Below are 26,251 nucleotides of genomic sequence, written 5' to 3'. Positions count from 1 at the left end.
GCGCCGTCACAAATCGTTCAGCAGTGCAGCAAGTTCGGGGTCCATATCGTCATCATCACTATCGTCACCGTCATCATCGTCGCCAAATGACGCCAGCAGATCATCAAGGTCGCCGCTGTCATCATCTCCGAGGCCCAGATCGAGGTCGAAATCATCGTCGTCGCCTGTATCAAGATCCAGATCCAAGTCCAGATCGTCATCGTCATCAGCCTCAGGTGCAGCAGGCACATCCGGCGACGGAGCAGGCGCGGGCATACCGGACCACGGGCCCAGAATCTCCTGCCCGGCAACCGAGTTCAACGAGCCCAGCCGGATTTCATCGCGGCCTTTGACCGACAGCACCGGCATGTAGCCGCGCTGGACCGAATGTTCATGCTTGGCCAGCGTGATATTGCGTTCGGTGCACGGTAGCGCCACCTGATCGCCGTAGCGGTCATTGACGAAATGGAAAGGAATGCCACCCAGGCTCATGACTGAGCCCAAATTCATCGCCTTGCCATTTTGCTTGAAGGACCGCGCCAACAAGATCGTCACCAGAACCGCCGGATTGGCCCAAAGCATGCCGCGCAGGCCTTCAGACTCAGTGAATTCCTCAAAATCGAACTCATAGATCGGCTCGGACTTGGCGCCGTAAGGCCGCCGCAGCAGGAACCGGGGAGAGGCCAGGCCGACATGCCCGGCTTCAGGCATCGCGCGCAGAGTATCCCACGCTTCGACCACAAGCGGGTGGCGGTCCTCGGGCTTCACATCCAGATAGGCCGGGGTGATCGCACTGATGAACGGCGCATCCACATGGGCAGCGACGCGGCCAATACGGCCCAACAGTTCCGCATGGGGCGGTGTTTCCTCAAAGGTATAAAGCCCGATCAGCGCCGAATACCCGCCGCGCCCGTTTTCTTCGTCTAGGGGCTCTTCGGTCAGCAACCGAACCAGACCGGTTTTCGCCAGATCTTCCTCGGCAGCCAGATCCGCCGCAATTTCTTCGGCCGAGACGTCATACAAAACCACGTCGAGCGTATCGTCATCCTCGACACTACGCGCAATCAGATCGAGGCTGCGCCACTGCGCTTCGACGGATTGGAATTCCGGGTGATGCAGAACCATGCGCATGGCTGCGCTCAGCGCCTCATCCACGGCCTTTTGCATCGCCTGCACATCGGGGCTGGGCAGTTTGCGGATATGCGGGCCGACCACGCGTTTCAGAAGGTCATCGACCGGCGAGGCCTGCGCCAGTTCACCCGATGTATCGCCGATTAGTCTCTGAAAATCGCTGAGTTTAAGGTCAGCACGAACCGTGTTACCGCTCGAGGATTTGCGTGGCGGCACAACCGCCTGCCCGAACTCTTCCCCCCAACCAATCAGCTGTTTGGCGGCGTGATCTGCAGTCCCACCCGCGCTCAGCTGGCTTTTCAGACCCGAGAGGCCATCGAACAGTTCAACCTTTTCATAAAGTTCGTCGGGATGCAGATCGTCCAGCTCTTTCAGCTTCACTTCGATCCCGGCCCCATCCTTGCCAATCGGCAGAACGAGATCGGTTGCGAACCCCTCGATCACCTCTTCGACCGTATCGGGATCCAGAATGATCGGCTTACGTGCGGCTAGGGCGTCGCCGGTCTCGATCTGCCCACGCGCCGCTCGTCCAGAGAAATCGCCAAAGAGCGCGATCCGGAACCGGGTGCGTTTCAGCCGTTCCGGGTCAGGTCGATCTGCGCTCATGCGGCCGAATGCCAATTGCGGCTCGTCGTCCAGACCGGCTGTTTCGCCTGACGCGTCATCCCCATCAAGGTCACCGAGCAGAGCGTCCAGATCATCAGATTCGCCCTCGTCGTCCAGGTCTAGATCGCCCAGCAAGGCATCCAAATCATCTGTCGTTTCGTCAGAGGATGCCTCATTATCCTCATCTGCGCCCAAATCGTTCAACAGATCATCAAGGTCGTCAGAACCAGTTTCATCTTCGCCAAGATCCGCCAGCAGAGCGTCCAGATCATCTTCTGAACCCTCCTCAGCCGGGCTGTCCTCGTCCGACCCTAGGTCGTTCAGCAAGGCGTCCAGATCATCCCGGTCGGCATCTTCATCCTCAACATCGTCGCCAAGGTCTGCCAGAAGCGCATCCAGATCATCAGTATCCACGTCTTCGGTCTCATCACCGCCTTCAAGATCACCCAGCAAGGCGTCAAGATCGTCCGCGCCGGTATCTTCATCCTCTACATCGTCGCCAAGGTCCGCCAGAAGCGCATCGACATCATCTGTATCCGCATCTTCCGTCTCATCGTCGCCTTCATGATCACCCAGCAAGGCATCCAAATCGTCTGAAGCGGCGCCGCTGTCCGGCTCGGACTCCAAATCACCCAGAAGCGCATCCAGATCGTCAGACGCATCATCTGACGTCTCTTCGAGATCACCCAGCAGATCTTCCAGGTCATCGGCCGCTTCATCCGTCGGTGCAGATGTATCCTCATCCGACCCGAGGTCATTCAAAAGATCATTCAGATCGCCGTTAGGCTCTTCTGCCAAATCTGCAAGAACGTTTTCTACGTCGGCTTCGTCGACCTCATCAGCTTCGGGTTCCACCAAATCCCCGAGGATGTCATCCAGAACATCCTCCTCCGGCTGTGCCTCGTCAGCAGAATCTGCCAGATCGGCAAGCAAATCATCCAGGTCGGACGCATCTGCCTCTGGATCTGGCTGATCGTCACCGGCCAGATCACCTAGGGTGTCCTCCAACGGATCGACGTCATCCGTGCTGTCCAGCGCGGGCACCGAGGCGAGAATGTCATCCGCCGCAGGCTCGTCAGTTTCTTCGGGAGCCTTCTCCGCGAGATCATCAAGCAGACCGTCCAGATCTACGTCCTCATCCACCTCCTCAGGGGCAGCGTCGGCGAGGTCGGACAAAATGTCTGAATGATCTTCTTCGGCCTCTTCAGCGGCATCCGGAAGCGATGAAAGCGCCGCGACCAGTGCGCCGTCCTCTTCCGTCTCCTCCAGTTCCAGATCGGCCAGATCCGAGAGGATATCATCGCTCAGATCCGTCTCAGACGCAGCTTCAACCTCGGGTACTGAGGCGAGCACATCGCCGAGCGCATCCTCTTTGACCTCAACGTCCAGCGCGGCATCTGCAAGCTCTGACAGGATGTCATCGGACCCATCAACCTCATCCGCGGCATCAGTTTCTGGCAGAGACGCGAGGGCATCGGACACAGAGCTGTCTTCGACTTCTTCCGTGTCCAAATCGCTGATGTCAGACAGAATATCTGAGGTCACATCCTCAGCCTCAGCCTCAGCCGCCTCGGGCGCGGAATCGGCAAGATCGGCAAGAACATCCGCCGAGTCTTCCGACACGTCGGGCAGCTCGACCTCTGGAACAGAAGACAGAGCATCCGCGACCGACGTATCCTCGGGCTCATCATCAGGTTCAGTGCTGGCCAGATCAGACAGGATATCATCCGATGCGACCTCTTCCGCCGTAAGTTCGACATCTGGCAGGCTGGACAGGATGTCATCTGCGGCGGTGTCTTCAACCTCATCCGCCGGTGCAGCGTCCGCCAATTCCGCCAGAATATCGCCTGACGTGTCATCTTCTTCGGCAATCTCGGTTTCAGGCAGCGAAGTCAAAGCGTCCGAGAGAGAGGTGTCCTGAACCGTTTCCTCGGGCGCGGAAGCGGCCAGACTCGACAAGACATCCGCGCTGTCATCTACAGGCTCTTCGGTTTCAACCGAGCTCGGCAGAGAGGACAGGGCATCAGCAACGGCTGTATCTTCCGGCGCATCCTCCGGAGCGTCAGCCGCCAGATTGGACAAGATGTCAGCCGATTGATCCTGTTTCTCGGCGGTCTCAACCTCAGGCAAAGACGCAAGCGCGTCGTCGACCGAATTGTCGGCGGGAGCATCCTCGGGCATCATATCCCGCAAGGCGTCCAGCGTCGCCTCATTGTCCTGTTCGGGAAGCGAACTGCCCGCAAGCGCGCCCAGAAGGGCCGGATCGGCCAGCACTTTTTCGATCAGCGTCTCGGCCCCGGTTTTCCCATCCATATAGGCCATCAAGGTCGACAATTGCGTACGGGCCTCTAGCAGTTTGCGCAGAGGTTCGATTTTTGACGCGATCTGGGCCGGGGTGAAATCGGCCATCTTCTCAAATGTCAGATCGACGGCCAGATTACCCTCGCCCGTCAGCGTGTTGGGCACGGCAAATTCAACGCGCGGGGCCATGGCCTTCATTCGGTCGTCGAAATTGTCGACATCAATCTCAAGGAATTTGCGATCCGAGACTGCGGGCGTTTCGACCGTGGACTTGCCGGAGAGATCGCTCATCACGCCCATGACAAAGGGCAGTTGAACCTTCTTCTCGGCACCGTAGAGCTCCACATCATATTCAATCTGAACGCGCGGAGCCCGATTGCGGGCGATGAATTTCTGAGAGCTGTCAGCCATCGGCCTGACCTTTCAACTCGGCCACTTCACGCCTGAGGGCGCGCACCTCGACCAACAGTTCCTTGACGTGATCGTCCACGATGTCGGTCTCGCTGCGAACCAATTCGCGCAGGTGCGAGAACTCTTCGACCGACTCGTCCTCCACCGCGGATTGCATGGTGTTGACCAGCAGACCGATGAACAGGTTCAGAACCGAAAAGGCGGTGATGACAATGAAAGGCACGAAGAAGATCCAGGCGGTGGGATGAACCTCCATCACCGGGCGGACGATGCCCATCGACCAGCTTTCCAGGGTCATGATCTGGAACAGGGAATAGAGCGACTTGCCCAAAGAGCCAAACCATTCCGGGAAATCCGGACCGTACATCAGCGTCGCCATGACAGCGAAAACGTAGAACACGATTGAGATCATGATGATCACCGCGCCCATACCCGGCAGCGCGTCGAGCAAGGCCTGAACCACCGCCCGCATCTGCGGGATGACCGATAGCAAACGCATCGCCCGGATGACCCGCAACCCACGCAGCGCAGACAGCCCATCGCGGTTGGGCAGCAAACCGAGCGTCACAACAACAAGGTCAAAGATATTCCAGGCGTTGTTGAAGAAACTCAGCCGGTAGGCATAGAATTTCAACAACAGCTCGGCCACGAAAATGCCCAGCACGATCTTATCGATCAAAACCAGGGCCGGGCCGATACTCGACTGAACCGAAGGAGAGGTTGATAGCCCCAGCGTGATCGCATTGAAGATGATCACACCAAGGATGGTGTTGGTCACAGCCTTACGCTCGACAAACTCGCGCACGGTGTCGCGGAGCGTTTCGCTCTTCTCGATACCGGATTCCACCAACACCTCCTGTTGCTTTGGGTGTCGGGCGCAGAGAACCGCGCCCAGGATTTTGTTTGTTTAACCAACAACGTCGCTGATTTCGTTCACTAGGGTATATACCCCTTTGACCGAGGTCAGCATCGTCTTGGTTTCTTTCAGGACCGTCATCTTATCCAGCTTCTTCAGCTTGTCGACAATGGTCGTATCATCCACTTTCAGGCCGTTGCCTTCCATCAGGGTCTCCATCTCGGCCAGGAACTTCTGACGTTCCTCGAGCTTGGCGGCCATAGCGCTGGCTTCACGCTTGACGGCCATGCATTCGGCCCCCAGCTTGACGCCCTCTTTCAGGGTTTTCTGCGACTTCGCAGCCTTCATCAGCTTGTCGGCGGCCTTGCCCAGATCATCGACCTTGTGGCGCGTTTTGGTCGTATGCTCGCGATAAAGCGCACGCTTCTTGTTCGAGTCCTTTTGGTAGGATTGGTATCCTTTGATCGCAAAATCCGCGATTTCCTTTGCGATCTTTTTGGCGTCGCGACCCTTGGTCACTTCTTCGCCCATGGCCACCGCCTTGGCGGTCAGCTTCTGGATCGCTTCCACCGGTTTCTTTACCGAAATACCCGAAGTATCTGTGATCCCCTGCCGTTCCGCCGCCTGCATGATGGACGTACCCCGCAACGTGATATACTTCTGAATTGCACCATACAGGTCTTTGCGCAGCTTCTCTTCACCCTTCAACTGCTGCTGAACTTCTTTGCCAAGCTCATACACCTGCTTAACGATGGTCTTGTAGGCCATGACATCCGCGCCCGAGGTTGCAACCAGCCGCGTGACAGCCGTGCCGATCTTGATCACACCAGCTGTCACCTTCAGCGTGGTCTTGACCCGCGCTTCTTTCAGCAACTTGTCCTTATTCGCCTCAACCTTGATCTGCTTTTCGATCGCAACCTGAGCCGCGCCTTCGGCGGACCGCAGCGCGTTCTTGATCATCTGGTTGGTGGCCTGGATCATCTTCTCGGCGTCTGCCTGAGATTTCTGACCCGGCGTCTTCATCAGCTCAGCAACTTTCTTGTCGAGCTTTACCGCCTCCTGACTGATAACCGTCTCATACCGCTCCAGCTCTTTCATGCCGGCCGCTTCAAGACGTTTCAGCGTGGTCGACGGTACCGGACCCTTCGCCGTCACGTCGAATTTGACGTCAACGCGGTAGCTGGGGATCTCGATATACTGAAGTTTCGGTTTCGACCGTATCAGATCGACCACGTAAAACTTGTGCGATGTAACTGTCTGTTTTGCCATTTTAAAACCGTGCCCTTTGTTCCGTAGTGTTTTTGCGATGTAGGGTCAGCGCCGCGTGCATCCTAACGGCTGGCGCCGCCCCGCCGCTTAGCCGATCGCTTCTTCCAGCTGATCCTTGCCTTCCGAGGCAATGTCGTTGAACAGCCCAAGCGCCGTGTTGACCGTGTCGAGCGTGCTGGACGCTTCCTTGAAGCCAACCCCGGCATTTGCACCCGCCAGCGTCAGGTTGACGACAACCGGGAATACCTTGTCGAAGATCTGAGCATATTTCGGGTTGGTCGAATTCAGCGCATCCAGCATCTTCTTGAGGTTCGGCGCGTTCTTATCCGCGTCCGAGACCCGCTTCATCATATCCGAACACCCATCCAAACCCTTCTGCAACGAGGCACGGGCTTTCTTGAGCTTGTCCAGATACTTACCGGCCTTCTTCGCGTCAGCCTGTTTCATGGCTTTCTCAAGCTTGTCGCATTCCTGCAGGCCCTTCATGATCGCCTGAGACAGTTTGCGCCCACCAACTTCAAGCCCGGCGACTTTGTTTTGCCACAGACCATAGTTCTTGTCGCATTTCGGCAGAGTGGCCAGGAACGGCGTATCGGTGCCCAAGATGCCCTTGAGGACTGAGGCACCGACCTCGGCACCCCCTTGAACCTGCTTTTTGGCTTCGCCTTCTGCATTGCGGTACCGCGCGAGCAGCGTATCGAGATCGCCTTTAAGGTTCTTTTCGACCTTCTCGGCCTCTTGCGCGGCGTCCTTGATCTTATCAGCCAGTTGCGCAACGCCCCGCACCAGCGAGACGATCCCCAAGGCCAGCGACGCGCCGCCTGTTGCGGCCGCACCGGCCACACCCGCGGCCCCACCGACGACACCCAACACGCCAAGCGTGATGTCAAAGCCGGTTTTAACCTTATAGTCCTTGTACTGCTGCTTGCGCTTCACAAAGGCCTGCCAGCGCTTGGCCGGGATCGACTCATAGTGCTTTTTAGCACCGTTCATGATGGTCGCGAGCTTGTCGTCGAACCCTTTGATCAACGCCGCGCGTTTCTTTGCGTCGCTGGCCTTCTTGATCGCCGCATCCGTCGCCATCAGCTCTTTGGCGATCAAGGCAACCAGCTTGTCGGTCACTGCATTGGCGTCATCCACCATCTGCTGCGGCGTGACATAGTCGCCCTCATCTTCCAGAACATCCAGAAGATCATCGTTCAGCTTCAACTGGAACGCATAGCCCTTCAGCTCTTTCAGCCAGTCGGGCTTGTATTTCTTGGTAATCTCGGTGCCCAGATCCTTCTTCCAGATGACAACCGACTTACCCAGTTTCTGCTTGGGCGCATCGGTCGAGGCCGACTTGGCCCGAGCCGCTGCGTCCTTTTTCTTTTCCTCGAGTTCCTTTTCTTTCTTGTCGATGATCTTGGGGTACTTTTTCAGGACCGTCACAGTATCCGAGTGCTTGCTGCCTGCTAGCTTCACAGCCTCGGCCACCTTGCGCTTGACGTTGGACAAGGCTTTCAAAGTCTTGTCCCAATCCATCTGATCTTCGGCGACCTGGTATGCTTTCAAAGCATCGCCCAGGCCGGTTTTCTTCATCAGCTTCGGTTTGTTCTTGGACCACCATTTCTGATCCAGTTCCGGTGTCATAGTCGCCTTCATAAAGTGTCCCCTTTCTCGGTCAGACGCATCATGCGTTGCGCTCAATCAAACCCGTAAGTGAAGTCCCCGTCTGTGACGTCGATCACGACTTTGGAAACTTCTTCGCCCTCCATCATTCTTTTTAGGAATTCTGCCGATATATCCGGCAGCATTGTATTGGTCACGATCGCGTCGATCATACGACCACCGCTGTCCAGCTCCTGACAACGATTGACGATCTCGTCCACCACGGCGTCGGTGTATTCGAATGGTACACCATGAGCAGATTCGACGCGCTTTTTGATTCGCCCAAGTTGTAGCTTTGTAATCTCGCCTAGCATCTCGGGGCTGAGCGGATAATAGGGAATCGTCACCAAACGACCCAACAGCGCTGGCGGGAATACCTTCAGCAGCGGATCGCGCAGCGCCTTAGCCATACCTTCGGGATCGGGCATCAGATCCGGGTCCGCGCACATATCCATGATCATCTCGGTGCCGACATTCGACGTCAGCAGGATCAGCGTGTTCTTGAAATCGATCACGCGGCCTTCGCCATCCTCCATGACGCCCTTGTCAAAGACCTGAAAGAATATCTCGTGCACGTCCGGATGAGCTTTTTCGACCTCATCCAGCAGCACGACGGAGTACGGCTTGCGCCGCACCGCTTCGGTCAAAACGCCACCTTCGCCATAGCCGACATAGCCCGGAGGCGCACCTTTCAGGCTGCTGACGGTATGCGCCTCCTGGTATTCAGACATGTTGATGGTGATGACGTTCTGTTCACCGCCATAAAGCACCTCGGCCAAGGCCAGAGCGGTCTCGGTTTTGCCGACGCCGCTGGTGCCTGCCAGCATGAAGACACCGATAGGTTTGTTCGGATTATCCAGCCCCGCGCGGCTGGTCTGAACGCGCTTGGCGATCATTTTCATCGCATGATCCTGACCGATCACACGTTGAGCCAGACGGGTTTCGAGGTTCAGGATCGTCTCGATCTCATCCTTGACCATGCGGCCCACGGGGATACCGGTCCAGTCACCAACCACGCTGGCCACCGCCTGATGATCCACGATGGGCAGGATCAGCGGGCTGTCGCCCTGCACTTCTTCCAACTCAGCGTTCTTGGCTTTCAGCTCGGCCAGCAGAGCCTCACGGTCGATGGGCTGTGCGTCTGGAGCCTCTTCGGTCGCGGCTTCGCCTTCGGCTGTGCCGGTGCCTTCGACCTCCTGCCCGCCAGCACGGAGTTTGGCCCGCAGGTCGAGGATTTCTTCGACCACTTTCTTTTCAGCCTCCCAACGCCCGTTGAGTTCGGCCAACCGCGCCTCTTCCGCCTCTTTCGCGGCATTCACGGCCTCGCGCCGGTCGGCGACGTCATAGCCTGCGGTCTCGTCCCGTTCGATGATTTCCAATTCGGTGGTCAGAGCCTCAATCCGGCGCTGGCTGTCATCCACCTCAGCCGGAACCGCGTGCTGAGACACCGCGACCCGCGCACACGCCGTATCCAGCAGGCTGACCGATTTATCCGGCAGTTGCCGCGCCGGGATATAGCGCGCGGACAGCGTCACTGCCGCTTCGATCCCCTCGTCCAGCACTTGCACGCGGTGGTGTTTTTCCAGCATCGAGGCGATGCCCCGCATCATAAGAACCGCTTTTGGGATATCGGGCTCTTCCACATGCACGACTTGGAAACGACGGGTCAGAGCCGGGTCTTTCTCGATGTATTTTTTGTACTCGGCCCATGTGGTCGCGCCGATCGTGCGCAGCGTGCCACGCGCCAGCGCAGGTTTCAGCAGGTTGGCCGCGTCGCCCGTTCCGGCAGCGCCACCTGCCCCAACCAAGGTATGAGTCTCATCGACGAACATCACAATCGGCGTCGGGCTGGCCTGAACCTCATCAATCACCTGACGCAGGCGGTTTTCAAACTCACCCTTCATGGACGCACCGGCCTGCAGCAAGCCCACATCCAGCACCAACAAGCGCACATCTTTCAACGCAGGCGGCACGTCACCGCGCGCAATGCGTAGGGCAAACCCTTCGACCACGGCGGTTTTACCAACACCCGCCTCACCGGTCAGGATCGGGTTGTTCTGGCGGCGGCGCATCAGCACATCGACGATCTGACGGATTTCTTCATCGCGACCCACGATGGGGTCGATCTCGCCATTTCGGGCCTGTTCGGTCAGGTCGGTGCAGAACTGCTCCAACGCCTCACCCTTGCCCATCGCGCCGGGGGCCATCGCGCCGCTGGCCTCACCGGGTTCCGCTCCGCCACCCACGTTCGAACCGTCCTGTGCACCCAGCGTATCCTCGGGTGAGCCATCTGTGGCTTCGCCAAAGCTGTCGGCCAGATCATCGGCGCCGATCTTGGCCAGTTCCGGCGACATGCTGGCCAGAATATTGCGCAGCGCGGGCGTCTTGAGCATGCCCAAAATCAGATACCCGGTGCGCACCTTGCTGTCGGAATACAACAGCGAGCCCCAGACCCAGCCGCGCTCCATCGCGTCCATCAGATGATCGGAAAGGTCCGAGATTGAGGACGCCCCGCGCGGCAGCATGTCCAGGCTGCGCGTCAGTTCCGATGCAATCTTGCCCGGATCCAGATCGTAATGCTGGATGATGCGGTGAATGTCGCTGTCCTGGCCGTTCAGAATCTGATGCAGCCAATGCTGAATTTCAACATACGGATTGCCCCGCATCTTGCAGAACACGGTGGCCCCTTCGATGGCCTGATAGCCCAGCTTGTTCAACTTACCGAACAGCGATACGCGGCTGATTTCCGTCATCTTCAATACCTCTCGTTGTGGGCCAGTTCTTCGGCCCCGAATTCTTGTGATATATATCCGGGATACAGGATCAGATCGTCCGCATCCGGGCGGTTCTGTTCAGGATCATCGCGGGTTCTTATCCAGCTGGTATGACCCAGCTGAGTCGTTCCACCCAGCGAGGCGCGCGGCACCTCATCACCGGCCAGCACCAGATTGACCTCCCAATCCAAGGTGTCACCGACATAGGTGCGGATGATCGCTTCCATCCGGTCCTGAGAAACGCCGCCGGGCAGCAGGCGTTTGTAGTCTTTCAGCGACAGAGGCCCGATGCGAATACGGAACTTGGCCGCGCGCGACCAGACGCGGTTGCCGATGCTGGTCGATTGCCCCAAACGCGCGGGCGAGCCGAGCTGCCATGTGTCGTCCGGCTCCAGCTCTAACCAAGAGCCAACGAATTGCTGCACGTGCGCTTCGACCCCGAAATAGTCCGACAGGATCGCGATCAGGCCTTCGACCGTTTTCGTCCCTGACCCGAGATGCCCCGCAAAGAAACGGCGCAGCATGTCCGGCATCGCATCGCGGTCGCTATAATCCGCACCCTTGAACCCGGCCAAAGCCGCCACGCGCTGTTCAAACGGATCATCGCCTCGGTCAAAACTGGGCGCCGGTTCCGCTGCGGCCCAGGCACGATAGAGCAGACTCATCATCCGGTGAGTCAGCATATCGGCAAAGGCCACAAAGGTCGGGTCACGGTGGTTGCGCTGCCGGTCGCGGGCGAACTCCGTCAGGTGCAGGGGCAGAGGGCCTTGCGGGCCAAAAAAGCCAAAGAACAGATTGTTAAGCTTGCCCGGTGCGCCGTCTGTCGCCGGTTCAAACCGCGTCAGCGTGTTGGGCGGAAAGGCCAGTGAGACGTCCTGCCCCAAACGCACGCGATCCTCGCGCGGGCGGCGCGATTCACCAAGACGCGGTGCATCCGCATAGTGCGCTTCGATCACCCGTAACGCCTGAAAGACATGATGCCTTTCAGGATCAGCCGCCAGCGCGGCAAGCAGGCTCAGATGATCCTGCCCAGTCCGGCCGCTGGTCGCCATCTGGCAATCTCTCCTCGTCGTTCGGTTTTCAGCACGGTTTCCGTAAAGCTGTTGATCGTGGTGTATTTGCGGAAGAACCGCTCGAGAACCGCGCCCAGCACATAGACGCTGGTGCCTTCGTAGAAGCTTTCGTCAAAGCCCAGCGTGATCTCTAACCCGCGCACCGCCGTGCTGAGGACTTCGTCGCTCATCCGCCGCACGATGGGGCGGCTGGAGACTGAGACCACACCCTCAAGCTGTTTCTCGGTCACGCGGTTGCCGAGCGGTGCATAGATGCCGAGCAACTCGCGCAAAGCGCCCGCCCCGCCTTCTTTCCCGTCGCCCGCAATGGACAGATAATTGAGGCTGAGATGGCTGATCAGCTTCCACGCAGCATCACCCTGCGCCAAGGTCGCATGCGGGCGCGTCGGTGTCACCGGCGTCCGGATTGTCTTTACCGGACCACCATCCGGCAGGTGAAAGACGTCATCTCCGCCTGCGGCCAGCAAGAGGGGCAAATCGCGGTTGGAACACAGCGCCTCGACCGCCAATTGCTCCAACGATCCGGGATAGGGCGCCTGCGCCCGGTCAACCAATGTCAGGTAGACCTCGGACCCCAGATACGAGGTCCGCACGCCCCGCAACCGTTCCTTTTCATTGCGCTGCCGCATCCGGCGTTTGATTGTGTAATAAGCCGAGTGATTGTCGCCCGCAGCCGTCAGGTCAGTGTCGCTATAGAAAGGGCGGAAAGGAATATCCCCCTCTTCATCCGATTGAATCCCGATGACACGTTCAATCCCAAAAATCTCATAGTCGAGACCCGCTGTACGGTTGGGCACCACGTGATGCTGCGTGTCCATCTGGGTGATATGCACCCGGTCGCAGCGTCGGTGGAACAGGTTTACCGCAGGCACCGCGTTCAGGGCAAAGGCCGCAGGGGTCACGGCGGGGGCGACATCGCGCATCCCGTCCTGCAACAGAATGTAGATATCCACATCCGTGCCCGCCGATTTCTCAAGCGCGGGTCTCAGGCCGGTCAGTTCCACAAACAGAAACCGCTCCGGCATCGCAAAGTATTCCTGCAGCAAGCGATAGCCGTCGAAGGACTGGCGCGGGGTTGGCAACAGGGCCTCATCTGCCTCAAACCCTTTGGGTACGACATCGGCAGTCGTCAGCCGGGTGGTCCAATCCGCGCGGCGGTCCGTCGAACGCCCCGTCAGCCCAACACATTGGGTGGCCAGCAACTCATGCAGCGCCCAGGCCTTGCCACTTTGGGTATCCAGGTGCAGCACAAGGCTGTCCATTCCCAGCTCGGCCATCGGCTCATCGTCGGTGCGGTTCAAACGCAGGCGAATACCGGCGCGCGCGTCGGTGTCGCGCGCCACCCCGGCAGCCACCAGCTCTCCCCGGCCGTCAATGTACTCGGCTTCGGTGATTTCAATCGGCCAGAGGGTCAGGTCAGAAGAGGTGGTGAACTCACACGCAGTTTGTTCGCCCTCGGCCAGGCGCGCGCGCAAAGTGGTGCCGCGCGGGATTGGGTAGCCTTCTTTCAGCGCCGCGTTGCCGATGTCGGGCTCCATCTGCGCCACCATCATCGACGGTGTCGGGGCCAGGTAATGGGGATAGACAATCTCGAGCAGGTTCGAGGTGAAGGTCGGGAACTGCATGTCCAGTTCCAGCTGAACCCGAGCCGCCAGAAATGCGCTGCCTTCCAGCAGACGTTCGACATAAGGGTCGACAACCTCGATCCCTTCCATTCCCAGGCGCGAGGCGATCTTGGGGTAGGCATTGGCAAACTCGGCCCCCATTTCGCGTAGGAAAGCCAGTTCGGTTTCGTAGTGTTTCAGAAGCCGTGTATCCATCGCGCCTAGCTCCGCTCGATCGAGACTTCGCCGGTGGTCACATCGACCCGGCTGCGCAGATACAATTCCAGAGGCATGGGTTGTGCCCACATCACCGCGCGGATGTCATAGTCCACATGCATCTCGCCCGATTGCTTTTCCGAGCGCAATTCGACCGCGACCGAGCCTTTCACGATCCGAGGCTCAAACACTTCGATAGAATCGGCAATGGACTTCTGAATTCGCTGGGCCTGACGCAAGGTTGAGAACGAGCCTGAGGTCTGGCGGATGCCGTAGTTCAGGACCGACTTGGAGGCATAAGGATAGACATCCTCATCAATCAGATCGGATTGATCGGTAGTGTTCAGCAGCATGGACAGATCGCGCTGGATAATCTCGCGCAGACGCCCAACGTCGATCACACGGGAATCCCGTCCCTCTTTCAACTGATCCGGCGCGTCATCCGTCAACCGATCCAGAAGCGAGGGTTGTAGGCGTTCGGCAAGGGTCTTCTCAGCCATCTCCCGCCGTTTCCCCGGCACCGGCCGCCACGTCCAGAACCAGTTCGCGAATATCCAGAAGCGCGATGTCGGACTTGTCTGTTGTCAGCAAACGTTGGCCCAGCCCGACAAAGGTTTCACCGCCGGCATCGACCCAAGTGGTCGCCCGTGCCAGACGGGCAGCATCATCGCCCTGCTCGGTCGAACCGGCATAGCGTGTTGGGATCAGGGCAGCGAGTTCCCCTCCGCTGGCAACCGTCAGCGTGCAGGCCGTCCAGACTGCGTCCCGCAGGTCGCTGGGCAGTTCGATGTCGATCCGCACGATCTGAGAAAACGGCAGCCAGAAATAGCGGCCGTTCACGATCACTTCGAGGACCGGCCCCAGCCGCATATCGGCGTCGGCGATCCATCCGAACGCTTCGCCATTCACCGTACCGGATGTCGCGGGCGCAGCGTCAAATGCTTTTGCGCGCAGTTCGGCGGCCTGGTCGAAATGTCCGCCAGCTGTCAGTTTCTGTGCCTCGATCAGATGTGCCAGCCACTCTTCTGGCTCACCAAAAATCATCGGGGTCTTTTCCCCGGCAAAGACTTTTTCGCGATAGACTTCGCAAATGATGGCCTCGCGGTAGGTTTTGGCCATCATCGTGGCCGCTTCATCCATCTCCGCGCTCAGTTTCAACTGGGTGATCGCGCGTTTCCAGTCGCCCATTACACAGAGCAGCTGAAACAGAAAAATCCGCAGCTTGGCGTCTGCGGGATTGGCACGGACTTTATCTTGCAGAGTGGCCAATGTGGCCGCCAGATCGCCTGATTTAAGATGCTCTTCCGGCGTCATGTAACCCTCGCGCAGTCAGGATGGAAAAAGTGCAAAAGCCCCGGTGGCATATGCCACCGGGACCCGTAGTCGTTTGAAACCTTAGCTGACGTCGCCAGTTTCCAGATTCCACAGGAACTCGTTGCAGTCGCTGAGCTTGCCGGTTTTGAAGTCGGCAATCTTGTACTTAACCGAGATGCCACGATACGCGACGGTCCAGGTTTCCGACGGGATCGAGTCTTCGCCACCATCGACCGAGTAGCTGTCCACGATTGCGTCACGCAGCTTGATGATCAGATAAGGCTCCATGCCTTTCTTTTCGTCATCGCCAGACCGGCACATATGGATGAGCATTTCCGAGTTCGACTTGCCCGACGCAACATAAGTCATGATCTTGGCAGACGCTTTGCTGAGCTCGGTGTTCAGGGTCACTTTGCCGAAATTCGCGTTGGCATAACCGCGCTGTGTGGTGCCCATGTCGGACATGTCCAGCGTCCGCTCAACCTCCCACGAAATCGACTTAACCGCGATCCAATCTTTGTGCTGTTTTTCCCGTGCTTCGCCCGGGAAGTCCATCTGTACAAATACGTTTTCCATTTTAGCCTTCCTCTTTTCTAGTTTCTAAACCCGGTTTACCGGAGGGTCGTAGCGGCGGCAGTGAAACACATCACATGCCGCCAATTTTTTTGACCTTTATCCAGCTTTTTCGGACGGAAGTTTCGATACGAGACGCAGAGAGACCGACAGGCCTTCCAGCTGATAGTGCGGGCGCAGGAAGAATTTGGACGTGTAATAGCCCGGATTGCCTTCGACATCTTCCACAACCACCTCGGCCGAGGCCAAAGGCTTACGTGCTTTTTCCGCTTCGGCCGAGATATCGGCGTTGAAGTCCACGTATTGGTTGATCCAGCCCTGCAACCAGGATTCCATATCCTGACGGCTTTTGAACGAGCCAACTTTGTCACGCACCATGCATTTCAGGTAATGCGCGAATCGGCAGGTCGCGAACAGATAGGGCAAGCGCGCAGCCAGGTTGGCGTTCGCGGTTGCATCCGCATCATCATATTCCGCCGGCTTGTGCAGCGATTGCGCGCCGATGAAGGTCGCCGAATCGCTATTCTTGCGGTGGATCAGAGGCATCATGCCGTTCTTGGCCAGTTCCGCCTCGCGACGGTCCGAAATCGCGATCTCGGTCGGGCACTTCATGTCCACGCCGCCATCGTCGGTTGGGAAGGTATGCGCGGGCAGGCCCTCGACCGTGCCGCCGCTTTCCACGCCGCGAATGCGCGAACACCAGCCATATTCCTTGAAGGAGCGGTTGATGTTCACGGCCATACCATAGGCCGCGTTGACCCAGCTGTAGCTGTCGCTGTTGGCACCGGTGGTGTCTTCTTCGAACGCGAATTCTTCGACCGGTTCGGTTTTCGAGCCATAGGGCAAACGACCCAAGAAGCGCGGCATTGCCAGACCGACATATTTGGAATCTTCGCTTTCGCGAAGGCTACGCCATGCGGCATATTCCGGCGTCTGGAAGATTTTGGTCAGATCACGCGGGTTTGCCAATTCAGACCAGCTGTCCATCTGGAACAGGCTGGGCTTGGCCCCGGTGATCAGAGGCGCATGCGCGGCAGCGGCGATCTTGGACATCTCGCCGAGCAGCTCGATATCCTGCGGGCTGTGGTCGAAGTGATAGTCCGCCACCAGCGAGCCATAGGGCTCACCACCAAACTGACCGAACTCTTCTTCATAGAGCTTCTTGAAGATCGGCGACTGATCCCATGCAGTTCCTTTGAACTTGCGCAGGGTCTTGTGCATGTCCTTCTTCGAGATGTTCATCACGCGGATTTTCAACATCTCGTCGGTTTCGGTGTTGTTCACCAGATAATGCAGACCACGCCACGCGCTTTCCATTTGTTGGAAATCTTCGTGGTGCAGGATCAGGTTGACCTGTTCGGTCAGTTTCTTGTCGATCTCAGCAATGATCCCTTCGATCGAGCGCAACGCGTCGTCCGAGATCAGGCCGGTATTGGCCAGCGCCTGTTCGGCCAGCGTCTTGACCGCGCTTTCAACGGCGGTTTTCGCCTGATCCGACTTGGGGCGGAACTCTTTCGTCAGCAGAGCCTCGAATTCCGAGGACCCAAACGCGGTTGCGCCTTCGGCGGCTTCTACCTTGGCTTCTTCTTCGGCCATCTTTTACTCCTCCTCGGCAGCGTCAGCGCCGGGTTTGGGCTGGGCTGCCAGTGTCTTAAGCAGCGACGGGTCCTGCATGATCTTCGAAATCAGATCCTCGGCCCCGGTTTTACCATCCATATATGTCATCAAGTTGGACAGCTGGGTGCGCGCATCCAGCAGCTCCTTGAGCGGCTCAACCTTTGCTGCAATCGCGGCGGGGCTGAAATCATCCATGCTTTCGAACGTGATATCGACGGCCAGATTGCCCTCACCCGTCAAGGTGTTCGGCACGGTGAAGGCCGCACGCGGCGCCATCGACTTCATCCGGTCGTCGAAATTGTCGACGTCAATTTCCAGGAACTTGCGGTCGGCCACGGCGGGCTGCTCGACCTCGGATTTCCCGGCAAGGTCGCTCATGACGCCCATGACAAAGGGCAGCTGGACCTTCTTTTCGGCACCATAGAGTTCAACATCATATTCGATCTGAACCCTCGGAGCCCTGTTCCGGGCTATAAATTTTTGTGAACTGTCAGCCATCTGATGCTCCTCGATTCATCCATCAGTATTTCTTTTCAATCCGGTGTTCAGCTTGCGCCCAAACGGATCAATAATCGTCATCGTCGTCTTCTTTTATGCCGCCGATCTGGCGCACCTCGTCCAGACCCTCTTTTGCCATGTCTTCGATAATCGTCAGAAAATCGGCATTAACAAGGCGTTTGGCGCGTTCCAGCAGAATGGGCAGTGGGCTGGAAGGTTCGCATCGCTCGTAGTAGTCCATGATGCGTTCGAGCATCCGGGTGACATCCTCGGGCGAGTTGATCGCCCCACCGCCGCCACCACCCGACGCCATCGGCGCGGCCGGGGCACCCGATGGGCCGCTTGGGCTGTCATCGTCGCCGGAATCGTCTTCATCGGCCTCACCCACATCGGCATAGCTGGCCAACGCCTGCTTGATGCTTTTCAACGCATCAGACAGAGGCGTCAGATCTGGACCTTCGCCGGGAGTTTTGTCGCTGAAAACAGCGTCGATTGCTTCGACATCGTCCAGAGCCGTGGACGCCGCATCGGCATTGGCCTCCAACACCTCGTCATCGGTATCCTTGAACGCGGCCGCAACACCGGTTGCATCCGGTGCGTCGTCCAAATCTGCGGGCATGTTGATGCGACCCTCGGCGACGTCCAGATGGCGCAGGGTCATCCGACCGAACATACGGCTGTCCGTCAAAGCGGTCCGACGCAAGGCGCGTACCATCCGATCAGACGAGGCCAGACCGCGCACCGCATTGATGCGCATCGTGGCATCGCCGTCATCTTCATCCAGCTCTGGGTGGCAGGTCTCCCAATTGTCTTCCAGCAGAGATTTCACATAGCCCACGGCCGAGGCAAAGGCGGGCAGACCCTTGGTGTGCAAAACCGCCTCGGCCAAATAGATCGCGGCGCGAATGTCATGGCTTTTATCCATGACGGCCAACGCCTTTTCCTCGACATCGCGCCAGTCCTGTTCTTCGGCCGCGACGACCTCATCGCCCATCTGACGCTCTTCGCCCGGCTGAGCCGCGATCTCAAGGTCCGTAAAGGCCGGATCATATTCCAGATTTTCTCCGCTGGGGGGTTCGTCGTCTCTGGGCTCCAGATAAGATGAAAGGTCCATTTTATTCCCAATACCGTCCTGTTCGATCGCAGCTTGTTGTTCTTGTTGAATCGCTTACATCAGCGCCTGCAATCTTGTGTATGAATTAGTTCACATGATGGCGAAACTCGCAAACACTTCCAGTTTCCTCTGCGGCTTGTGTGGTTAATCGGTCGCAATGCGCAGACCAGGTTGAGATCAATATACACATTTTCCCGACCCGCCGTACCGTTTGTTTACGCTAGGGCAAGTTCATCATTCCATCGCGAACGTGACCCATTGCAAAAATATCTTCCCGCATGCGCCCTGTTTCTGCAATGTTCAGTGCTAAGACCCGCGACGCAAGACATCGGATGTGGGTTCAACGACCGGCAGCAGAGGTAGGAAGATGAGAAAATCGCTTTTCGGCGCAATTGCATTGACACTGATGACCGCAACCGCGCAGGCTGATGAGGGCCGCCTTGGAATCGAGTTAAACAAATTCGAACCCGCCGATAACGGCGGATGCCGAGCGTTCTTCCTGTTTCGCAACCAGACCGACAATAGTTTCGAAGAATTCGAGATGTCGCTGGCCATACTCGACGGCAATGGCGTGATCGACCGGCTGCTGTCTATCGACGCGGCACCCCTACCCGTTCAACGCACCGTGCTGAAACTGTTCGAAATCCCTGAGATTGAATGCTCCAATATCTCAGAGGTGCTGCTGCATGACCTGCCGGCCTGCAAGCCTCAGAACGCCGAACCTCTGGATTGCTTCCCACTGCTCGCGCTGGGCAGCAAAACCTCAGCCAATCTGGCGCAATAGATCATGTTCGGGCTTGAGACACTGGGCGCAGGAGGCCCAATCATCGCAATTCTTGGCGCGTTGTCGCTGCTTTCGGTCACTTTGATCGTCATCAAGGGGATGCAATTGGCCCCTGTTCGGTCCGGCGGAGACGCAAGGGACACAGCACTGGTGCAGTGGTCCAAGGGCGACAGGCAGGCGGCGCAGGCAGCCGTCGCTGCAGGGAAATCTCCAGCCGATCGCGTCTGCGCCTATGCCATGCAGGCGCTGAACGATGGGTTCAAGGGGCCCGCCTTGATGGCCGAACTCACACGTCGCGGCAATCAGGAATTCGCAGCCATGAACACATGGATTCGCGTGCTGGAGCTGATCGCGATGATCTCGCCCCTGCTCGGCCTGTTGGGGACTGTGACCGGTATGATCCAGTCGTTTCAGGAGTTGGAACTGGCGCAAGGCGCGGCAAATGCCTCGGTCCTAGCGGGCGGGATCTGGCAGGCCTTGCTGACCACAGCCGCCGGTCTGTTGGTCGCCATCCCCGCCGCTGTCGGGGCATCGCTGCTATCGGGCCGCGCAGAAGCGGGCGCTCAGGCGATTGAGAACGCGGTTGGGCAGTTGATGGTGATCGAGGAACGCGGCACGCACTAAGGGATCACACATGTCCTCTGAGCTTAGCCTGAACAGACGCAGACCGATGCGGCCCCTGATCTCGCTGGTGCCGATGATCGACGTTATGCTTATCTTGCTGGTGTTCTTCATGGTGACCTCGACCTATCTGAACCTCGACATGATCCCGGCCTTCGCTCAATCGGACCGCCCAGCATCCTCCGGCATCTCGGGTGAACCCGCCAGCGCCGTGGTGATCCGTATTGGAGGCGACGGAGCGCCCTATTTCCGAGGGCAGACGCTGACCTCAGCAGACCTTGAGGCACTGTTGTCCGATAGAATAGCCCAGGCACCGGCAACTCCGGTGATCGTTCTACCAACCGGCAGCGCTCGCATGCAGGCGCTGGTCACCGTCATGGACGTCGTCACCCGCGCAGGCGTGACCAACATGCGCGTCGTCCGGCTGGAGGCGCGCCCATGAGGATCACCCGCCCTGCCCCACGCCACCACCCCGAAACCATCATCGCCCTGATAGATGTCGTCTTTTTCCTACTGGTCTTCTTCATGCTTATCGGACGCATGGACGCCACTGCGCCATTCGACGTGACACCGCCGGTTTCGCAATCCGGAGCGGATATGCCAGCTGGTGGATTGACCCTGTCGGTCAGCGCTGATGGCCAATTGGCCCTCGACGGAACAGAACTTCCAGCGGATCAAATCGCGCTATCGGTGGAGGCCGCGCTGTCCGAACAGCCGGACCTGCTGCTGCGGATAAACGCCCATCAAGATACCGCCCTGCGCGAGGTCTTGCCCTTGATCGCCACGTTTGAGGCGATGGGCGCGCGGGATGTGGTGCTGGTCGTTACACCTCCGGGTCCGGTCCGGTGACGCGCACTCCGTTGATATGGGGCGTTGCGCTGTTCTGTTCGCTCGCCATTCACGCAGTGGCTACGGTTGTTCTGCTTTGGTCTACGGAGCCTGAACCCGTGATCGAGCAGCCCGTACCGGAAACACGGATGCAGCTTTCGGCCCATCAGGTCAAACAAAGCACCGCGGCGCAAGCGCAGCCGGATGCTGAGGCAACCTCAGCCGAAGAAACAAGCGGCGCTCGATTAGCGCAGGGCGCTATTCCGCAATCCTCGGCCCCAGAGATTGCCGCGAACGCCCTAAGCCTCGCGGCCAGCGATCAGGTGGCCAGCCAAACGCAGGCTCTGGCGGCCGTTCCAGACAAGCCGCAGTCTGTCGTTGCCGAACAGGCGGTTGCGGTGACTCTGGCCTCGGCCGAGTTGCCGACGACCACAGTGTCATCCAACCAGACGCAGTTGGATTCAGTGGCGTTGACACAGCCGTACTTCGATGCCGCTCAGGCCGTGCAGACGCAGCCTGTCGCTTTGACCCAAACCCAACCGGATGTCCCAAGGGCCAAGGCGGCTGATGTGTTTTCGGCAACCGGCGATTCCCCGATTGATCCCGTAAGCCTCGCCGCCTTTCAAAGTTTCACGCGCCCCGAAGATTCGGGTCAGGCGGCTGAAGACCTGCGTGATGGCATAGACGGCCTACTGGCCAAGGTACCCTGCTCACGCCTTCAGGTGCAGTTCCGCCCAGAAACAAACACCCTCGAACTGATCGGTCATATCCCAGAAAACGGCCTTCGCGGGCCTGTCCTGTCGGCGCTTCAGGCGCAGATGGGGGCCAATATTCAGGTCACTGACAATCTGCTGATCCTTCCCCGACCCCAATGCGGCGCGCTCAGCGGGATTGTCGATGTGGGATTGCCGCAATCCACCGACCAGATCACCAACCCCCTGCTGGTGGGCGATGATATTCACACGCGTGAGTTTCGCTACGCCTCGGGTCAGCAACTGGTCCTTGATCTGACCGGAGCCGACTACGACGCCTATATCTATGTCGACTATTTCGACGCCGACGGTCAGGTCATACACCTCAGTCCAAACTCATCGGTCCCGCTTGCCAGAACACTCGCCAAATCTGCATTCAAAATTGGCGCTGAGGAAAAAGGCGACCCCGGCCTTTTCATCACCATCGGCCCTCCGTACGGACAAGAAATCGCGGTGGCCTTTGCGGCGTCGACCCCCCTATTTGAAGATGAAAGACCCCTGATCGAACCAGCGGGACCTTACCTTGAATTCCTCAAAGATCGAGTCGCCGACGCCCGCGCCAAGGACCCGGAATTCAAAGGCGAATGGGTCTATTTTTTCATAACCACGTCCGAATAGGTCAGCCGCGGGCTACCAATCGACCCTTTCAAAGGCCTCCGTCTCGATACTCGTAATCTCGGCGTGCGATGGCGAGATCACGTCTTCATTTAGAACATCGTCAGAGTCATCCTGCGCGGCATCGGGTGAATCAGCATCCCAAGATGCTACATCCCCGTTGTGCGAGGCACTCGCGAAGAACGCGAATTCATCCGGCGCATCGAGTTTCGTAAGCGCATCAACATCACCAACATCCATCGAAAACGCGGTTGTCGATGTCACCGGCGCGCCGTTAAAGCCGGTATCCGAGATCACGATCTGGCCATCAATTGCGCCCTCAAACCCCGGGGGCGGCGAGATTTCAAGATAACCGATATCCCAGCCGCTCACATCAACCGGCCCTCCATCCGACATCACCGCCGCCTCAGCACCGACGATTAGGCTGTTGGCTGGCAACCCCGCAATTGCCACATCCGCCTGATCGCTGGCACCCATCAGGTCAATTCCAACCGCCAACGTCCCGTTTTCTTCAATCGCCAGTTCCGGGTCCGCCTGCACCAAGGCGCGACCCTTGGTATCAGGGCCTTCCCATTCCAGTTTTAGCCCTGCATGCCCGTAGTTCTCGAAATACCTGACCTCAATTTCGTGGGTGCCGGGGTCGAGTTCGATCTGACCGGCTCGGGTCTTGTAGGCGTGCAGCCCATCATTCTCGATCACCTCGATACCATTGACCAACAATACGACTCCATCATCCCCTCCGGCAAAGAAGGTGTATGTGCCGCCTTCTTCGACCGAAATACGCCCCTCCAAGCGGGCACCGAAGGTGTCTTTTGACCCCCCTTCCCAGAACGAGTCAGCGCTGTTTTTGTAGTGAATTTCAGACACGATTTCCTGATGTGTCGGGTCGGCGTTCCAATCAATGTCGTCCAATTTCGAAAGCCTATGTTCCAAATCGAAAAAGCTGGCCTGAAATCCACCACTCACTTGCGCAGTCGGGGCAAAAACCTGCGCCGGATGAACCTCGAACGACACTGTCTGGACAGCGTCTTGGCTACCACCGAATTCGGTTGGTGTAGAGGAACGTACCGCCACATCAATAGGGCCCGAGAAATCGAATGGAGGCTGTATGATCAGCAAGTCCCCCTGCCAACCTTCCATTTCCAGCGTGCCGTCTGGACCGGCAGCATAGGTCTGACCGTCCACTTCAACCCGCGTTCCCGGTGGCAATCCGTCCAGGGAAAACAAGGTATCGTCGCCAATTTCCAAAGCTGTCGTGTCAATATCGAAAGCGAGCGGAGTCCCCGCCACGACCTGCGCCTGAGCGACATCCGGGGCCGAAACAAGCTGTCGACCGTCAAGGCCGGGGCCATCCCATTCCAGTTTCAAGCCTGCTTGGCCCGAACCTTCAAAATAACGAACTTCTATAGCGTGCGCTCCGGGCTCCAGATCAATCTGGCCCGACCGTGTTTGATATCCATGTGAATCGTCCTCGTTGATGACCTGCACACCATCAACCAAAAGCACCGCACCTTCGTCCGCACCGAGATGGAAGGTGAATGTCCCGCCCTCAGACACCCGTACCGTCCCGGTGATCTCGACGCCGAAAGTATTTCGCGACCCATCTTCCCAAAAAGACCCACGACTGACTTCGTAGTTGATCTCTGTCGTGACCTCCTGATGTGTAGCGGGGGAATCCCAGTTCACATCTTCAAGTCGCTGAAGTCGGTGATCGACATCGAAATACTTAGCGTGAAACCCAAGGCTGATCGACATATCGGGCCTGTCTGCAACAGAGATCGAAAATGTCTCGGTCGTGCTTAGCCCACCTTCGTCGACGACCGTCACATCAACCGTCAAGGCCTCAGCCGCACTGCGATCAAGCGCCACATCCGGTTTCAGACGTAGCTGCCCCCCAATCACTTCGAACCTGTCATCCGAGACCTCGACCCGGTGCGTATCACCATGATCGGGATCATCGAACCGGACCTGACCAATCACGGCGCCCGCGACATGTTCAGCCACGGTCAGCTGTACTTCGGTCAGAGTGATATTGTCGACCAACGCGCCATAGGAATCGTTTTGGCCTTCGGTCTCACGCAGTTCCAGCTTGTCTTGCCCTGTACCGACAACCTGCAGTTGGAACGTCTCCCAATCCGACGATTTGGGATCCAGTTCTGCAACCAGTGTGTCGTTCCAAAACACCTCAACCGTATCGGTGCCATTCGCAAGGCGTTCGCGCAGGTCGAGGCCCAGATCATAGAGCTGCCCCTCCTGCGTCTGCACGACCTGAGAGATGCTATCCATGTCCCAACCATGGTCCATCTCCATCACCTGATCCCCGTCCGAGGCCTGAAGCCCTCCCAGGCGGTCCCAGATCTCGATCCCGTTGGCATCGGTCCAGGCACCGGTTTGATCATCGTCAAACCCCCTCCACCGGCCCTGCGCAAGCTCGAATTCCTCAAAACTGCCGTTCCGGATCAGGTTTTCTGTTCCGTTTTGAACAGTCAGATCAATCGGCGCTTCGTTGATATCCTGAACCGATATCGAGAATGTTTCGGTGACGCTCAAGCCTCCGGCGTCGGTCGCCTTGATACTGATTTCAATGTGATCTTCGCCCTCGTGGTCCAACGAGATACCCGGTCGCAAGCGCAATTGCCCGCCCGAGGCTTCAAAGCGTTCATCCGAGATCTCATACCTATGGGCGTCATTCCGATCAGGGTCCACGACGGAAATATTTCCCACCGCTGCCCCTATCGCGTTTTCAGCCACTGTCGTACCGTCCAACGACACTGTTTCCGGGCCTTCGTTCACATCCGCAACGTCGATTGTGAAACGTTCAGTCAAGCTTAAACCGCCCTCATCCGTGACGGTGACATCCACCTCAACACTGCCTGCGTCTTCATGGTCGAGCGCAACACCGGGTTTCAACCGCAACTGACCGTCGAGGATTTCGAACCGAGGGTCAGACACCTCAAACTGATGCGGCCCATCCGAATCCGGATCAAACACCGTAATGGTCCCGACCACCGCACCTTCATCGTCCTCTGATAGGCTTGAGCCGTCGAGCATGACATCCTTGGGGGCTTGGTTTTGTTCTTGCTGTGGCTGAGGGGGCGAGACCGCAGGAATTGTCGGAAGGGTGGGCTCGTTCGGCTCGACCTCAGGCGTAGCGTCCGGAAATTCAGCCGATATATCGGCAGTAGGAAGCGGTCCGACAGTTGTTTCAGCAGAGGAGACACTCTCTTGGTGATCCGATTGCCCACTTTCGCCAGATGGGCTTGTATTTAAGGGCGACCCAGCCCGTGCGACAACGCTTTGCGGTACGCTTGCTATGCCTGTTTCAACACCTTCTTCAACCACCGTTCTCTCACCGAAATTGACGCCCGCCGAAGGTGCTCCGCCACTGGTCTGAGCTTCATCCAGCACCCCTTGCGCCTGTTCGCCGGTATGCAGAGTACTTCTGGTCGGGTCCTCAGCCGAAATTGCAGGTGCCCGTGAAAGATTTTCTGCAATATCCTGCATTTCGCTTTGCTCAGACTTCGCTGAATTCGCTTGAAAATTCAGATTGATGTCCGGCTTTTTCATCGCAAAACCCCGATTTACCTACTGACGATTCCCAAAAACCAGTAGCACGTGGAGATTTCTCAAAAGTTACTGAAATACATGCAATTTTTTCTAAACTC

19 protein-coding genes and 1 pseudogene are annotated in these 26,251 nt (G+C 57.9%); 5 read left to right on the top strand and 15 right to left on the bottom strand.

The features are described 5' to 3' along the window. Window positions 1-6: 6 nt before the first annotated feature. The 14 genes and pseudogenes from ACR0AI_RS06755 to tssA form a co-directional block, all read right to left on the bottom strand. The gene (locus ACR0AI_RS06755) at window positions 7-3,897 is read right to left on the bottom strand and encodes a type VI secretion system contractile sheath domain-containing protein (protein ID WP_480672878.1); all 3,891 of its coding nucleotides are present in this window, start codon (window positions 3,895-3,897) and stop codon (window positions 7-9) included. Between the two features lie 30 nt (window positions 3,898-3,927). Further along, window positions 3,928-4,428: pseudogene (tssB, locus tag ACR0AI_RS06750) on the bottom strand (type VI secretion system contractile sheath small subunit); the annotation flags it as partial. Next, window positions 4,421-5,278 carry an ion transporter gene (locus ACR0AI_RS06745; protein WP_480672876.1) on the bottom strand — a complete coding sequence of 286 codons (858 nt, stop codon included), beginning with the start codon at window positions 5,276-5,278 and terminating at the stop codon, window positions 4,421-4,423. The gene ACR0AI_RS06745 and the pseudogene tssB (ACR0AI_RS06750), both read right to left, overlap by 8 nt. A 57-nt stretch (window positions 5,279-5,335) precedes the next feature. Further along, window positions 5,336-6,553, bottom strand: coding sequence for a hypothetical protein (locus ACR0AI_RS06740; protein WP_480672623.1), 1,218 nt, complete (start codon window positions 6,551-6,553; stop codon window positions 5,336-5,338). Window positions 6,554-6,640: 87 nt separating this feature from the next. Continuing rightward, window positions 6,641-8,197 (bottom strand): hypothetical protein, encoded by a 1,557-nt coding sequence (locus tag ACR0AI_RS06735; RefSeq protein ID WP_480672621.1) that lies wholly within the window; start codon window positions 8,195-8,197, stop codon window positions 6,641-6,643. 41 nt (window positions 8,198-8,238) lie between these two features. Further along, a complete protein-coding gene (gene tssH, locus ACR0AI_RS06730; protein ID WP_480672619.1) occupies window positions 8,239-10,956 on the bottom strand; it encodes a type VI secretion system ATPase TssH in 2,718 nt (905 codons plus the stop codon). 2 nt (window positions 10,957-10,958) lie between these two features. Beyond that, a complete protein-coding gene (gene tssG / locus ACR0AI_RS06725; protein WP_480672617.1) occupies window positions 10,959-12,029 on the bottom strand; it encodes a type VI secretion system baseplate subunit TssG in 1,071 nt (356 codons plus the stop codon). Beyond that, a complete protein-coding gene (gene tssF / locus ACR0AI_RS06720) occupies window positions 11,993-13,870 on the bottom strand; it encodes a type VI secretion system baseplate subunit TssF (protein ID WP_480672615.1) in 1,878 nt (625 codons plus the stop codon). The genes tssG and tssF overlap by 37 nt, the downstream gene beginning before the upstream one ends. Before the next feature lie 5 nt (window positions 13,871-13,875). Next, window positions 13,876-14,370, bottom strand: coding sequence for a type VI secretion system baseplate subunit TssE (gene tssE / locus ACR0AI_RS06715; RefSeq protein WP_170378426.1), 495 nt, complete (start codon window positions 14,368-14,370; stop codon window positions 13,876-13,878). Continuing rightward, complete coding sequence (locus ACR0AI_RS06710) at window positions 14,363-15,184, bottom strand: type VI secretion system accessory protein TagJ (protein WP_480672613.1); 822 nt, start codon at window positions 15,182-15,184, stop codon at window positions 14,363-14,365. The genes tssE and ACR0AI_RS06710 overlap by 8 nt, the downstream gene beginning before the upstream one ends. Before the next feature lie 81 nt (window positions 15,185-15,265). After that, entirely contained in the window at window positions 15,266-15,760 is a 495-nt protein-coding gene (locus ACR0AI_RS06705) for an Hcp family type VI secretion system effector (RefSeq protein ID WP_170378430.1), read from the bottom strand. Window positions 15,761-15,856: 96 nt separating this feature from the next. Next, the gene (gene tssC, locus ACR0AI_RS06700; protein ID WP_480566653.1) at window positions 15,857-17,353 is read right to left on the bottom strand and encodes a type VI secretion system contractile sheath large subunit; all 1,497 of its coding nucleotides are present in this window, start codon (window positions 17,351-17,353) and stop codon (window positions 15,857-15,859) included. Window positions 17,354-17,356: 3 nt separating this feature from the next. After that, entirely contained in the window at window positions 17,357-17,872 is a 516-nt protein-coding gene (gene tssB / locus ACR0AI_RS06695; protein WP_170378441.1) for a type VI secretion system contractile sheath small subunit, read from the bottom strand. A 67-nt stretch (window positions 17,873-17,939) separates the two neighbouring features. Continuing rightward, on the bottom strand, window positions 17,940-18,986 hold the full coding sequence (gene tssA / locus ACR0AI_RS06690; protein ID WP_480672610.1) for a type VI secretion system protein TssA: 1,047 nt from the start codon (window positions 18,984-18,986) through the stop codon (window positions 17,940-17,942). Between the two features lie 367 nt (window positions 18,987-19,353). Between tssA and ACR0AI_RS06685 the strand changes: the two genes are divergently transcribed. The 5 genes from ACR0AI_RS06685 to ACR0AI_RS06665 are packed head-to-tail and all read left to right on the top strand — an operon-like array spanning window position 19,354 to window position 22,589. Then, the gene (locus tag ACR0AI_RS06685; RefSeq protein ID WP_480672608.1) at window positions 19,354-19,770 is read left to right on the top strand and encodes a hypothetical protein; all 417 of its coding nucleotides are present in this window, start codon (window positions 19,354-19,356) and stop codon (window positions 19,768-19,770) included. A gap of 3 nt (window positions 19,771-19,773) precedes the next feature. Next, window positions 19,774-20,394: a MotA/TolQ/ExbB proton channel family protein gene (locus ACR0AI_RS06680; RefSeq protein WP_480672606.1), complete on the top strand. Its 621-nt coding sequence runs from the start codon at window positions 19,774-19,776 to the stop codon at window positions 20,392-20,394. Window positions 20,395-20,404: 10 nt separating this feature from the next. After that, complete coding sequence (locus ACR0AI_RS06675; RefSeq protein WP_480701279.1) at window positions 20,405-20,833, top strand: ExbD/TolR family protein; 429 nt, start codon at window positions 20,405-20,407, stop codon at window positions 20,831-20,833. Then, window positions 20,830-21,240, top strand: a complete 411-nt coding sequence (locus ACR0AI_RS06670; protein ID WP_480672602.1) for an ExbD/TolR family protein — start codon at window positions 20,830-20,832, stop codon at window positions 21,238-21,240. Before ACR0AI_RS06675 ends, ACR0AI_RS06670 begins: the two co-directional genes overlap by 4 nt. After that, complete coding sequence (locus ACR0AI_RS06665) at window positions 21,237-22,589, top strand: DUF4384 domain-containing protein (protein WP_480672600.1); 1,353 nt, start codon at window positions 21,237-21,239, stop codon at window positions 22,587-22,589. The genes ACR0AI_RS06670 and ACR0AI_RS06665 overlap by 4 nt, the downstream gene beginning before the upstream one ends. A gap of 12 nt (window positions 22,590-22,601) precedes the next feature. Here ACR0AI_RS06665 and ACR0AI_RS06660 read toward each other — a convergent pair whose 3' ends face one another. After that, a complete protein-coding gene (locus ACR0AI_RS06660) occupies window positions 22,602-26,090 on the bottom strand; it encodes a PA14 domain-containing protein (protein WP_480672598.1) in 3,489 nt (1,162 codons plus the stop codon). Window positions 26,091-26,251 lie beyond the last annotated feature (161 nt).

The sequence above is a fragment of the Ruegeria sp. BG3 genome, from assembly GCF_056538485.1.
The sequence above is the reverse complement of the archived record's forward strand: the minus strand, read 5'-3'. Positions and strand labels throughout refer to the sequence as shown.